This window comes from Nannocystis punicea, from assembly GCF_026965555.1.
Lineage (GTDB): Bacteria > Myxococcota_A > Polyangia > Nannocystales > Nannocystaceae > Nannocystis > Nannocystis punicea.
The window spans coordinates 273,415-285,957 of record NZ_CP114040.1; the positions used below are offsets into that span (position 1 = coordinate 273,415).

Annotated in this window: 9 protein-coding genes and 1 tRNA gene; 5 read left to right on the forward strand and 5 right to left on the reverse strand. The window is 71.6% G+C overall.

Features of this window, described 5'->3' with window-relative positions:
* Positions 1–336: 336 nt before the first annotated feature.
* Positions 337–1,935 (reverse strand): adenylate/guanylate cyclase domain-containing protein, encoded by a 1,599-nt coding sequence (locus O0S08_RS00975; protein ID WP_096329722.1) that lies wholly within the window; start codon positions 1,933–1,935, stop codon positions 337–339.
* 419 nt (positions 1,936–2,354) lie between these two features.
* On the opposite strand from O0S08_RS00975, the gene O0S08_RS00980 reads away from it, so the two are divergent.
* Entirely contained in the window at positions 2,355–5,342 is a 2,988-nt protein-coding gene (locus O0S08_RS00980) for a methyltransferase domain-containing protein (protein WP_269037044.1), read from the forward strand.
* Between the two features lie 110 nt (positions 5,343–5,452).
* Positions 5,453–5,538, forward strand: a tRNA-Leu gene (locus tag O0S08_RS00985).
* A 214-nt stretch (positions 5,539–5,752) separates the two neighbouring features.
* Here the strand turns inward: O0S08_RS00985 and O0S08_RS00990 are convergent.
* Positions 5,753–5,968 carry a DUF5818 domain-containing protein gene (locus O0S08_RS00990; protein ID WP_269037045.1) on the reverse strand — a complete coding sequence of 72 codons (216 nt, stop codon included), beginning with the start codon at positions 5,966–5,968 and terminating at the stop codon, positions 5,753–5,755.
* Between O0S08_RS00990 and O0S08_RS00995 the strand changes: the two genes are divergently transcribed.
* On the forward strand, positions 5,967–6,773 hold the full coding sequence (locus O0S08_RS00995) for a bifunctional hydroxymethylpyrimidine kinase/phosphomethylpyrimidine kinase (RefSeq protein WP_269037046.1): 807 nt from the start codon (positions 5,967–5,969) through the stop codon (positions 6,771–6,773). The genes O0S08_RS00990 and O0S08_RS00995 overlap by 2 nt on opposite strands.
* Before the next feature lie 5 nt (positions 6,774–6,778).
* On the opposite strand, the gene O0S08_RS01000 is transcribed toward O0S08_RS00995, so the two are convergent.
* From O0S08_RS01000 to O0S08_RS01010, 3 genes are all read right to left on the reverse strand, one after another.
* On the reverse strand, positions 6,779–7,189 hold the full coding sequence (locus tag O0S08_RS01000) for a VOC family protein (RefSeq protein ID WP_269037047.1): 411 nt from the start codon (positions 7,187–7,189) through the stop codon (positions 6,779–6,781).
* Positions 7,190–7,739: 550 nt separating this feature from the next.
* On the reverse strand, positions 7,740–9,344 hold the full coding sequence (locus O0S08_RS01005) for a leucine-rich repeat domain-containing protein (RefSeq protein ID WP_269037048.1): 1,605 nt from the start codon (positions 9,342–9,344) through the stop codon (positions 7,740–7,742).
* A gap of 5 nt (positions 9,345–9,349) precedes the next feature.
* A complete protein-coding gene (locus O0S08_RS01010; protein WP_308477878.1) occupies positions 9,350–10,165 on the reverse strand; it encodes a TatD family hydrolase in 816 nt (271 codons plus the stop codon).
* A gap of 183 nt (positions 10,166–10,348) precedes the next feature.
* On the opposite strand from O0S08_RS01010, the gene O0S08_RS01015 reads away from it, so the two are divergent.
* Entirely contained in the window at positions 10,349–10,627 is a 279-nt protein-coding gene (locus O0S08_RS01015; RefSeq protein WP_269037049.1) for a hypothetical protein, read from the forward strand.
* A 127-nt stretch (positions 10,628–10,754) separates the two neighbouring features.
* The gene (locus O0S08_RS01020) at positions 10,755–12,173 is read left to right on the forward strand and encodes an FAD-binding oxidoreductase (RefSeq protein ID WP_269037050.1); all 1,419 of its coding nucleotides are present in this window, start codon (positions 10,755–10,757) and stop codon (positions 12,171–12,173) included.
* Positions 12,174–12,543 lie beyond the last annotated feature (370 nt).

The window sequence follows — 12,543 nt, forward strand, 5'->3', positions numbered from 1 at the left end:
GAGAGTGAGCTGTCCGTAAGGACATGTCCGAGAGGGCGGCCCAGGCCGCCCTCTCGGCGTTTGGTCGGTCGGCGTTGCTCGTGCGGTCCAGCCTGGCGGCGAGCGCGTGGCGTTCGCGGCGGAGTGAGGCCGGTCGTCTCGCGGCCGGCGGCGCGAGCGAGGAAGAGCAGGGGGCTCTCACAGCGCGAGAACCTGGGCGACCGAGGGTCTCGGCGGGCGCGCGAGGACTCGCCGGCGCGTCACTTCCGGACGCGCTTCCTCGTGCCGGTTCGGCTGTTCGCGGACGCGCGAGAGACCGCGTTGGCCGACTCGTGCGCGCCGCACCGCGCGACGCGTTCAGCTGCGGCTGGCGGGCGGGGCGGTGTCGCGGATGCCCTGGACGGCGTAGATCTTGAGCGGCTCGTTGCGGCCGCGGACCTTCACGGTCTGGCGCGGCTCGACGATCACGTGCGGGCCGGACAGCTGCAGGGTCGACTCGGAGATGATGATCTCGCCGGGCTTGGCCAGGCTGCACAGGCGGGCGGCGATGTTCACCGCGTCGCCGATGACGGTGTACTGCAGCGTGCGCGACGAGCCGATCGCGCCGGCGATGCACAGGCCGGTGTTGACGCCGATGCCGATGTTGATCTTCTCGCGGCCCTGGTCGGCGCGGAGGCGGTTGAACTCCTCCAGCGCGCGCATCATGTCGAGCGCGCAGCGGGCCGACCGCAGCGGGGCGTCGGGCAGCTCGACGGGGGCGCCGAACAGGCCGATGATCTCGTCGCCGACGTACTTGTCGAGCGTGCCGCCGTGGCGGAACAGCACGTCGACCATGACCTCGAAGTACTCGTTGAGCGTCGCCACCATCTCCTCGGGCGGGTGACGCTCGCTCATCCCGGTGAACCCGCGGATGTCGGCGAACAGCATCGTCACCTCGCGCCGCGACCCGCCCTGGTTGAGGGTGAGCTGCCCGGAGACGATCTGGTCGACCAGGTTCGGCGACAAGAGGCGCTGGAACTGGGCCCGCTTCGACGCCTCGTGCTCGATCTTCTGCGCCAGCAGGTTGTTCTCGATGGCGACCGCCGCCTGCGTGGCGATGCCCGAGAACAGCAGCAGGTCGCGCTCGTTGAACGCGCCCGTCGCCAGCATCGAGTCCATGTGCATCGCGCCGAGCAGCTTGTCGTTGTAGAGCAGCGGCACGCACATCGTCGAGCGGATGCCCTGCATGATGATGCTCTTGGCCGCTTTGAACCGCTCGTCGACCATCGCGTCCGACGACAGCACCGCGCGCTTCTTGAGCCGGACCTCGTCGAGGATGCTGCGCGACAGCCGGATCTCCTCGTCGCGCTTCTGCCGGACGTAGCGCGGCACGAAGTCGTCGGTCTCGGGATCGACGAGCAGGATGACCGCACGGTCGGCGCGGATCAGCTGGAACGCCTCGTCGACGATCTTCTGCAGCAGCGTGTCGAGCTCGGCGTCGATCGACAGGCGCTGCGACAGCTCGTGGGCGATCCGCAGCTTCTCGTAGTCGGCGCGCAGGGTGGCGACGTCCTTGATGTCGGCCGCCGGCAAGAAGCGCGAGCTGGCCGACACGGAGCTCTGGACCTGGCTCTGCACCTGGTCCGGGGTCATGGTGACCTTGTTGAGGACCGGGGGCTGGTTGCGCGGCGGGTCTTCGGTGAAGCGGTAGGTGGTGTTGCCGAGCGAGATCTGATCGCCCGACTTCAACACTCGCTCGGTGACGCGTTCGCCGTTGACGAAGGTGCCGTTGAGGCTACCGACGTCGCGGACCACGTAGCGGCCGTCGGGGCCGAGGGTGATCCGGCTGTGCTCCTTCGAGACGATCCGATCCAGCACCTGGATCGAGTTGTCGGGATGGCGCCCGAGGGTGTTGAACGACGTGAGGATGTGCTCAGTCGGGTGGTCCCCCCCGATGAGGATGAGCTTGGCCGCCATCGACGATTCCGCATCGTAGGGCAGGTAAATCCGCGGATCAACCGCTCTCGATGTCCCCGTCGCGGACCGGACGATCGACCGCGACGCACCCGCCAGGCCGATCCCAGGCGCGTCCGCACCGCCGCGGACCGCGACCCGGGTCCCTCTCGCGGCGCCGGCTGGCCTCGAGTTCAGCCGCGGACTGCACCGCTGCGGCCTGCGTGCGAACCGCCGCGCGCGTTTGCGCCATCGCTGTCTCTGGGGGGAAAGCGACGGCCCTTGCAGTATGATGCCGGGGCCAAAGTCCCCTCCTCGTGTACCACCTGCCCGCATATGTAGCTTTGGAGCGTTGGCTGCTCCAAAAGCGCGTGGCCGTCGTGCTCCCCGGGGGGCCTGAAGGACCGCGCCGGCTCGCGGCAGCAGGAGTAGCACGTGTTCTCGTGCTCGGCGGCGATTGCCCGGCCGAGCCCGGTCTGGAGGTGTGGTCGGGGCCGCTGGAGCTGTCGCGCCTGCCGCTGCGCGACCGCAGCGTCGACGCCGTGACGTGCATCGAGGGCGGCGTGACGCACGATCCCGGGGCCCGGCACGCGCTCATCGTCGAGGCGAAGCGAGTGTTACGCGACGGTGGCATCCTCGCTCTCGGCGTCGAACCCGACCCGGACCACCTGTGGGAGGTCGAGGACGATCTCCGCGGCGTCTTCGCCCACGTCGGCGCCCTCGCCCAGCTCGAGTGGCAGGGCGTGAGCGTCGCGCCGCTCCTGCCGACGGCCCCCTCCGAGGCGCTGGTGCCGATCCTGCGCGAGGGCCTGCTCGACGAGCCGCTGCCGATCCAGCGCTACCTGCTGATCGCGTCGCAGGCCGAGCTCGAGTCGAAGCTGCGCGAGTGCATCATCGTGCCGACCGGCCCGGTCGCGCCGCTCACCCCGACGATCGAAGTGGTGGAGGTGACGGTCGCGTCGCCGATGCCGCTGCCGCCCGAGCCGGAGCCCGAACCTGAGCCGGAGCCGGCCGAAAACACCGACTTCGACCTCGTCGCGCTGTTCGCCGCCGAGTCCGCGTCGGCCCTGCTCGGCGCGCCGCAGCCGCGCGTGCACGAGATTTCGGCGCCGGCCCCCGAGCCTGAGCCGGAGGAGGAGCCGGAGCCGGAGCCACCGGCGACTCCGGAACCACCGCCGTCGCCGGAGCACGTCCTCGGCGATCCGGAAGCGATCGCCGAGCTCGAGCGCCTGCGGGAGATCGTCAACAACTTCTCGACCGAGCGTGAGGGCCTGCTCGCCCACGTGGTCAAGCTCGCCAGCGAACTCGATCGCTCGCGCGAGGAGAAGGCCCGCACCGACGCCGAGCTGCACGCCGCGCGCCAGCGCCTCGAGTCGCTGCAACATGTCCAAGAGGACAGCCGCATGCACTCGCTGGCGATGTTGATGCGCCGGCCGGACGCCGACAACGTGGTCCTGACCCACGAGCTGGTCGACGAGGTCGCGCCGCTGGCCGCGCCCGAGGGCGCCCGCGCGACCGCCGACGCCGCGATCGATCGCAACCGCCTGCGCGAGGAGCTGGCCCGCCGCACCGGCGAGCTGCAAGAGCTCGAGACGCGGGTGCTCCAACAAGAAGAGGAGATCCGGCGCGAGCACCTCGAGAACGTCCGCTTGGTGACGGACGTCGATCGCCTGCGCGAGCAGGTCGAGCGCAGCCGGGCGATCGAGCAGGACCGCGTACAGGAGCTCGAGCGCCTCGGTCACGAGCTGCGCAAGCTCGAGATGGACCACGCCGAGCTGCAGGGCCTCTACAACACGCAGGAGCAGCGGCTGCGCACGCGCGAGGAGTCCGGCACTCCGGGCAGCGTGGCGGCGCCGATCGACGACCCGGCGCGACGGCTCGAGCTCGAGAAGGTCACCGCCCAGCGCGACCAGCTGCGAGCCCGCGAACGGGCCGCGGCCGACATCGTCCGCCGCCGCGACCGCGAGCTGGCCGAGGCGACCCGCACCGTCCGCGAGCTGCGGCGCTCGGTCGAGGACCACGCGACCCTCGCGGCCCAGCTGCGCGGCGAGCTGGCGGTGTTGCAGGTGCACATCCAGCGGCTCGAAGAGACGGTCCCGAGCCTGCAAGAGCGCCTGCGCGAGCAGCAGCGCAAGACCATCGAGCGCGAGGACGAGTCGGCCGAGCTGCAGCGTCGCCTCGAGGAAGGGGTGGCCGAGCAGGAGCACCTGCGGGCTCGCCTCCGCCGCCAGCGCCAGGACATGGAGGCGCTCGCGGGCGCCAAGCAGGGCGCCGAGGTCGAGCTGTTCCGCCTGCGCCGCGAGCTCGAGGCCAAGCACCAGGCCATCGACCAGCTGCAGCAGATCGTGTCGCTCGGCGCGAGCCGCATGGGCCAGGGCTCCGGTCCGCTGTCCGACGCCGCGCGCGCGGAGATCCTGGACCTGCGCGGCGAGCTGGCCGACCAGGCCGCCGAGCACGCCGAGGCGCTGGCTCGCAGCGAGGCCGAACACCAGCGGATCGTCGAACACGAGCGGGCCCGCCTGCGCCGCTCTCGCCTGGAGGCGGGCATCCGCGCCGAAGAGATGGAATACATGCTGTTCCAGCTCGACACCGCGGAGCAGAAGATCTGGGAGATGAACGACGCCACCGACCGCTCCGCGGCGCGGTTGGCCGCCGGCCTCGCCCAGCTCGAGAAGCAGAAGGAGCAGTACGAGGACCTCGCGGACGAGCTCGACGTCACGCGCAACCTGCTGGTCGAGGCGCAGGCCAAGATCGCGGAGCTCGAGCGCCTCCTCGACAGCGAGCGCGCCCGCCTGGCCCGCGTCTCGCTCGCGCCGGCGACGATCATCGACGGGCCCGACACCAGCGGCAGCTTCGACGTGAACGTCGACGAGCCCGAGCCCGACCCGGAGGACTCGATCGTGGCCCCGACGATCCGCCGCTACCCCGGCGACCCCGATCCGCTGGCGGGCATCGACCTCGACGACGAGTCGGAGCCGGTCAGCCTGGCGGCGCGCCTCGCGGGCGGGACCGCGGCGGACTCCGGCGACTTCGACATGGGCTCGCTCGGCAGCGCCGAGGTCTCGAGCCCGGTGTTCCGCCTGCCGTCCGACGCCGACGTCGACCTCGACGACGACGTGGACCCGCCGACGCGGGTGGTGGTCGTGCCCGACGAGGAAGAGGACGAGGTCTTCTCGATCGACACCGAGTGGGGCGAGCTCGACGACGACAAGCGCCCCTCCGCTTCCCGCGCCAGTTACGAGCGCGACCTCTCGAACCAGCGGATCGTCATCGAGGTGCTGGAAGACGAGGCCTGGCCGAGCGACGGCGAGATGGAGCCCGAGCTCCAGGCCCTCCTCTCGGTCCGCCCCGACCAGGCGGCCGAAGACGGCAAGACCGCGGTGACTCCGGTGGCCGAGCCCGGCAAGGCGCAGGGCGACAAGTCCTCGTAGCGGCAGCTCCGCATCGCGCGGGGCGCGCCGGATTTCGGGACCGCCCGACCTCAGACCTAGCGAAAAGTGCTTGACGCCAGAACGAAGGCAGAATAGGTTCCACGCCCGCCGCGAGGATGGCGAAATTGGTAGACGCGCACGGTTCAGGTCCGTGTGTCCCTAGGACGTGGGGGTTCGAGTCCCTTTCCTCGCACCAGAGCTGAAGGCCCTGTCACCACCGGTGACAGGGCCTTCGCCTTTGGTCCGTCGAACGTCCCGACGCGCCGGCTCGGTCGGCGGTCACGGCACGAGAACAATGTCCCGACGCGCCCGGACGTGAAGTCAGTCGGCTTTGTCGGCGAGGGCCCGACGCGCCGGGCTGGGCGGTGCGGAGGCGGGCAGGGCGAGAGGCGGTCGAGAGGAGGTCGGGGCTAGCTGCCGAGAACCTCGATACTCTTGACCGCGATGCTCGGGCCGGACATGTGGATCCCGAAACCACCGGATTCGACGGTGCCCTCGACCTTGACCCGCGCCCCCGCCTTCACGGAGCACTTGCTCAGGCGGTACACATCGCCCTTGTCGGTGACAAGCTCGTGAAAGCCGCCCTCGAGGTCGTTCTTCCGCACGGTCCCGGTGAAGGTCGCCATGGTCCGCAGTGTACCCGAGACTTCAAGCCACGCCACCGCGCTGTGGCTACTCGCCGGCCTCGATCCGACCGGCGGCGCCGGTCTGCTGCGTGACACCTTCACCGCCGGAGCCTGCGCTCCGAGCGTCCCCGTGGCCCGCCTGGTGACCGCGTGGACTCGCCAGGGCCACGGCCGACCCGCCACCTCCGAGCCGCGCCCGATGAGCGAGGTCGTCCGCGAGCTGAAGTCGATGCCGCGACCGCGCGCGATCAAGATCGGCCTGTTGCCGGCGGCGCTGGTCGAGGCGGTCCTCGGCGAGGTCGCGGCGCGGCGCGTCCCGGTGGTCCTCGACCCGGTGCTCGCAGCCTCCGACGGCGGTGACCTCGGCGCCCGCGCGGACATCCTCCGGGATTGCCTTCGGGACATGTCCGAAGAGACATGGCTCGTCACGCCCAACCGGCGCGAGGCCGCCGCCCTCACCGGCTCGACCGAGGACGACCCCGAGCTGGTCCAGCGAACCGCCGACGCGCTCGGCCGCGCCGGCGTGCTGCTCAAGAGCGCGGTCGACGACCAGCAGCGGGTCCGCGACATCGCCTGTCTCCCGGGCCAGGTCCACGTGTTCGAGCGCCCGCGCGTCGCCGGCCCCGACCCGCGCGGCACCGGCTGCGCTCTGGCGACGGCGATCGCCTGCGGCCTGGCGCAGGGCCGCCACATGCTGGCGGCGATCAGCGCCGCGGTGGCGTGGCTCGACGTCGCCCGGACTCGCTGCGTGCCCGGCGTCGACGGCCGCGTGCACCTGCCCGAGCGCGCGCCGCCGCTGGCGTGAGGGGCTCAGCTCCCTGCGAGACCGTTCGCGGCCAGCCACGCCGGATCGGGCGCGACGGCCTGGAGGACCTCGACCAGGAGGCCGTCCGGCGCCACCACCTGAAACCGCCGCTGACCCCACGGCTCGGTGACCAGCGGCAGGACGATCTCGAGACCGGCCCGACCCAGGCGCGCGTGTTCGGCGTCGACGTCCTCGACCAGGAGGGCCATGAGCGAGCCGACGACCTGCTTGCCCCGCGTGGTGAGCGGCCAGGAGTGATGGTCGCGCTGGACGAAGTCGAGGCTGACGTTCGGGTGGTCGGGGTGCCGGGTGTTGACGTACCAGCCGATGTCGATGCCCACCTCGAACCCGAAGTGCTCCTCGAACCACCTGGCGCTCGCGGTCGGATTCTCCGCCGCCACCACAAAGCCAATCATGCTGAACTGCATCGCGATGCCTCCCCTGGGACGGCAAGCCTGACGGAACTCGGAGCACGGCGCCAGGCAACGGGAAGCAGCCGGTCCACACGCGCAGCGCCGGCGTCACGTGCGAGGCGGGTCGCCGGGTAGCAAGTCACACGCGCCGTAGGGTCGCCGGGTAGCGAGTGATTCACGGGCGGTGCAAGCCGCCGGGTAGCGAGTCGCGACGCAGGCCGCGGGTAGCGAGTGATTCACGTGCGGCGTAGGTCGCCGGGTAGCGAGTGACACGCGCCGTAGGGTCGGCGGGTAGCGAGTGATTCACGGGCGGCGCAAGCCGCCGCGTAGCGAGTAGCGACGCAGGCCGCGGGTAGCGAGTGATTCACGTGGCGGCGCAGGTCGCCGGGTAGCAAGTCACACGCGCGGCGGGTCGCAGGGTAGCGAGTGATTCACGTGCGGCGCAGGTCGCAAGTGACACGCGCCGCACGTCGTCGGGTCGCAAGTCCTTCACACGCGGCGCAGGCGAGTCCTTCCCACGCGACGCGTCCGGCTCCTCCGCCGCGCGCCCGCCTCAGTCGCTCGCGCGCGTGCGGGCGAGGTTGACCGAGCGCAGGGAGGGCAGCGACAGCAGCGTCGCTGCGCCGTCGGCGGTGACGACGGTGTCGGCGAGGTTCAGCTGCTCGAGCTTGGTCATGCCGCGCAGGTACTGCAGCGACTGATCGGTGATGAGCGTCGCGTCGAGCCGCAGCACCCGCAGCGCGGTCAGGTCCTTGAGGTGGGCCACGCCGCCGTCCACGACGTCGGTATGGTCGAGCTCCAGCACCTCGAGCTGCGTGAGGCCGGCGAGGTTGGCGAGCCCGCGGTGCGTGACCTTGGTGTGGTGCAGCCGCAGCACCTTGAGCCCGTGCATCCCGGCCAGCGCGCGCAGGCCGGCGTCGGAGATCTGGGTCCTGCCGAGGTCGAGCTCCACCAGGCCGGTGAGCTCGCCGAGCTCGTCGGCGACGCGATCGCCGAGGCTCGGGATGTCGAGCACCAGAGTGCGCAGGCCGGCGAGCTCGCCGAGGTGCTGCATCGTCGGGTCGGCCAGAGTCAGCGGCGGCGCCAGGCCGAGCACCAGGGTCCGCAGGTCCGGCAGCCGGCTGAGCGCGAGCAGTCCGTCGGGCCCGAGGTCGCGGCCGCGGATCTCGATCGACTGCAGCCCGAGCTTGGCCAGCTCCTCGAGGCCCGCGCCGGTGATCCGCGACTGCGGCAGCACCAGCCGCCGCAGCCCGAGCTGGCGGCCCAGCGCGCGCAGGCCCTTGTCGCCGAGGTTCGGGCAGGCGCAGGTGAACTCGGTCAGCGGCAGGTCGCGCACGTACAGCGGGCTGTAGTCGTTGAAGCCCGGCCCGCGCAGGGTCAAGCGCGACAGGGCGGTCAGCGGCTTGAGTTGATGCAGCGAGAAGTTGCCGGCCCGGGTGTCGAGCAGCTTCACGTCGCGCAGCGCGGTCGCGTCGGCGACCTTGAGCAGCGCGTCGTGCCCGGCCCACTGGCCCTCGAGCGTGAGCGCCTGCAGTCCGGCGACGTCGCCGGCGATCGCCGCCAGCCCGGAGTCGGTGGCGAGGTCGCGGAGCACCAGCGACTCGAGCCGCGCCCGCGCCAGCAGGGCCACCGGCTCGGCGCCCTGGGTCACGCGCGCGAGGGTCAAGTCGCGCAGCCGCGGGAGGCTGGCGATCCGTCCCATCACCACGCCGTCGAGCGTGAGGTCGGCGAGCTCGAGGCTCTCGACTCCGACGAGCGCGCCGAGGCCCGCGTGGACCGCGTCGAGGCAGCCGGAGATCCGCAGCGACCGCAGCGCCGGGGTGCGCTCGGCCAGGCGGGTCAGGTCGAGCTCCGCACAGGCGTGGCCGTAATCGAGGTCGTCGCGCAGCTGGCCGGCCCGCTCGCGCCGGTCCTCGGGCGACAGCGCGAGGTTGAGCGACACCAGTCGGCTCAGGTCGAGCTCCGCCAGCTCGCGCGGGTGCGAGACCACCAGCTTCTCGGGCGGCGGCGGCACGCGCTCGGGCTCCGGCGTGGCCTCCACGGGCGGCGGCGGGGGGGCCGGGACCCCGGCGGCCGGCGTCGGCGTCGGGGGCGGGCCGCCGCACGCCAGCAGGCTCGCTGCGAGCGCCAGGACGGTCGTCAGACTGGGGGTTCGCATCATCGTCAGGCGGCGAGCCGCAGCAGGCGGCGCGCGTTGTCGGTGGTGGTCGCGGCCACCAGCTCGAGCGGCTCCTCGCGGGCCGCGGCGACGGCGCGGGCGATGTCGCCGAGGAACGCCGGTTCGTTGCGGGCCGGCCGGCGCGACGCCGGCGTCTGGTCGGGCGAGTCGGTCTCGAGCAGCAGGCGGTCGGCCGCCACCGCGCGAGCGGCCAGCACCGGCCGCCGCGCTCCGGGCAGCGTGATCGCCCCGGCGAACGAGATCGCGTGACCGCCGCGGCAGAACGCCGGCACCATCTCGGCGCTGCCCGAGTAGCTGTGCAGGATCGACGGCGGCAACGGCTGCTCGTCGAGCAGCTCGAGCAGCGCCGCGTGGGCCTTCAAACAGTGCAGCAGCAACGGAAGTCCAGTCGCTCGCGCCAGCACGAAGTGGGCCCGCAAGACCGCGACCTGGCGCTCGCGCGGCACTCCGCCGCCGCCCGGACCGAAGTCGAGGCCACACTCGCCGATCGCCACCAACCCCGCCGGAGCGGCGCGAATTTGGTCGTTTAACGCGGTCAGAGCCGCGGAATCATGCGCGGGGTCGAGCTCGGGAAGGACTTGTGGGTGGATCCCCAGGGCGGTGTGAAAGCGCACGGTCGGCGCAATTTCGCGCAGGTCCGCCGCGGTCTCGAGCAGGCCGGCCCAAGATTCCGGTTCGACACCGGGGATCACGATTGCCGAAATTCCCGCGGCAGCGGCCCGAACAGCGGCAAATCGACGTTCCGCACGATCGCCGAAGCGCGGCATGTCGATGTGCGCGTGGGTGTCGATTAAATTCATACGGTAAATGCCGGGGAAACAGTCTTGCGGATTTGACGCACCTGGGGGCTTTTTGTAAAACCCAAAGCCCGTAACGCGACCCCCCCAGTTTGCGACGTACGGGCCCAATTGGGCCAGAAAACAGGGAAGTCCATGTCATCGACACGAATTGAGCGCGTTCTTCGCCACGACGGTATCGTGGCCGTGTTGGACCAAACCGCGGAGCAGGCGCAGGCGGGCGACGCGGCGTGGGTCGGCGAGGAGCGCTGGAAGCCCATCGTGCTCGAAGCGGTGAAGCTGCGGCAGGTGGCGGGCGAGACCGCTGTTCGCATCCTCGTCGGCGAGCACGCGATCCTGGTCGCCGGCGACGACAAGCACGTGGTCGGCGTCGTCTTCATCAAGGGCCACCCGGTCGTGAAGTCCGTCGTCCGCATGGTTCGCCAGCTCATGCGCTTGCCCGCCAACGCCCTCCCGGCGCTTTAGCACCAACGCCGTTTCCCGGGCGATGAACGTCGTTCGGGTCGGCCTAACGCTGATAACCGGGAGACCAGTGCCGAGCGCGCCCGCGGCATGCGGGCGCGCTCGCGCGTTTGAGTTACCCTCGCACGCCATGGTCCCCGACCTCGAAGACCTCCGCGCGGCCTTGATCGCGGCCCTCGGCGCCGAGCGCCTGAGCGACGACCCGGCCGACCTTGGTTACTACGGCGCCGATCGGTGCCGCGGCGGCTGGCCGGTCCAGCCGTCCTTCATCGTGTTTCCGCGCTCGGCGACCGACGTCCAGGCGGTCGTCCGCGCGTGTGCCGCTCACGGCGTTCCGATCGTCCCCTCGGGCGGCCGCACCGGCCTGGCGGGGGCGGCCACCGCCACCCGCGGCGAGGTCGTGCTGTCGCTCGAGCGGATGCACCGGATCCTCGAGGTCGACCCGGCCGCCCGCACTCTGCGCTGCGAGGCCGGGGCCACCCTTCAGGCCGTGCAGGACGCGGCGGCCGCCGCCGGCCTCCTTTATCCCGTCGATTATGCCGCCAAGGGCAGCGCCCAGATCGGCGGCAGCCTGGCGACCAACGCCGGCGGGGTGAAGGTCCTGCGCTACGGCCTCACGCGCGACTGGGTGCTGGGCCTCAAGGTGGTCCTCGCCAGCGGCGAGCTCCTCGCGCTCGGCGGCGCCCTGGTCAAGAACAACACCGGCTACGACCTGCGGCAGCTGTTCATCGGCAGCGAGGGCACTCTCGGGGTGATCGTCGAGGTCACCCTCAAGCTGGCGCGGCCGCCGGCCGACACTCTGGTCGCGCTGTGCGCCGTCCCGTCCGACGCCGCGGTCCTGGCGCTGTTCGCTCGCCTGCGGCGCAGCAGCCTCACTCTCTCGGCCTTCGAGTTCCTCGATCACGGCTGTCTGAACCACGTCCTGACCCACCGCAAGGGCGACCCGCCGTTCGCCGAGGCGGCGGCGCGCTACGTGCTGGTCGAGGTCGAGGTCCCGGTGCCCGGAGCCGCCGCGCTCGAGCACACCCGCGACGAGCTGAGCGCCTGCCTCGGCGAGGCCGTGGACGGCGGCGAGGTCGCCGACGCAGTGCTCGCCGGGACCCAGGCCCAGGCCCGCGCGCTGTGGGCCTACCGCGAGGACATCAGCGAGTCGCTCCACCGCCATACCCCGCACAAGGCGGACATCGCCCTGCCGGTCGCCCGCGTCGCCGAGTTCCTGGCCGCCTGGCGCCCCCTCGTCGCCGAGCGCCTGCCCGGCATCGAGGCCCTGTGCTTCGGCCACGTCGGCGACGGCAACCTCCACCTCAACCTCCTGCGCCCCGAAGCCGTCGGCCTGCCCGAGTTCCTGGACCGCGTGCACGGCTTCGACGACGAGCTCTACGCCCTCGTCCAGGCCCACGACGGCAGCATCTCCGCCGAGCACGGCGTCGGCCTGCTCAAGCGCGACCACCTCCATTACAGCCGCAACCCCACCGAGGTCGCCCTGATGCGCGGGATCAAGTCCGTCCTCGACCCCGCCGGCCTGCTCAACCCGGGCAAGATCTTTTGAACGTGCTCCTCGGAGCATGTTCTGAAAAGCATGCTTCTAGGGGCATGTCGAAAAGGACATGTCTCGGAGCACAGGATGCCGCGGCGACCGGTCAGTCGAGCGTTGCCCGGGCGAACGCGCAAGCCGAGCCCGGCGCCGGCTCGCCAGTCCGTCCGCGAGCGAGACGAGTCCTCGCGCGACTCGCCGACCACGGAGCCGTGCAGTGAGGCGCGCGCGAGGCCGTTGTACGAGCGGGCGATGCGAGGGCTTCGAGATGCCGCGCGAGACGACAGAATCACTCGCGCTCGGAGACGCGACGCGAAGAGGTCCCGCGGTCTTCGTCGCCTCGACCGGGCCGAGCGCTCCGCCTGCTCCGACGTGAGCGGCTCGT